Annotated in this window: 1 protein-coding gene; it reads right to left on the reverse strand. The window is 70.1% G+C overall.

What is annotated here, in order from left to right; all coding sequences use genetic code 11:
* The coding region (locus tag L995_RS25030) for a contractile injection system protein, VgrG/Pvc8 family (RefSeq protein WP_047474063.1) at positions 1–385 on the reverse strand (385 nt) is incomplete at both ends.

A 385-nucleotide genomic window follows, 5' to 3' on the forward strand; every position in this document is an offset into this window, starting at 1 on the left:
CGTGGTGCGCGGCTTGGGCGTGGTGCGCGGCGGCGTGAAGGCCAGGCTGGTGGGCTGGGCCTGCAGTTCGTAGCGCTGGAAGGAGCCGTCTTCGGCGGCGCTGCCCTTGGCGCCTGGGGCCACAGCGCTGACGCGGGGGTTCTCCTTGAGGTGGTAGCTCAGGCCCGTGATCAGGTACTGCCGGTTCTGGTCCCCGCGCGGGTAATTGTAGAGGCTGAAGGTGTAGCCCGTGGCCAGCGCCCGGTGGCAGGACCGGCCCCGCACCCGGCTGTGGCCCGTGAGGCCTTGCTTCAGGCGCACGCGGATGTAGGCATCTCCGTCGCCGTACTCCGTGTAGCCGCCCGGCCATTCGTAGGTTTCATGGCCGTCGTGCGCATGGCCCGGT

Source organism: Delftia sp. ZNC0008, from assembly GCF_000799035.1.
Classification (GTDB): domain Bacteria; phylum Pseudomonadota; class Gammaproteobacteria; order Burkholderiales; family Burkholderiaceae_C; genus Comamonas; species Comamonas tsuruhatensis.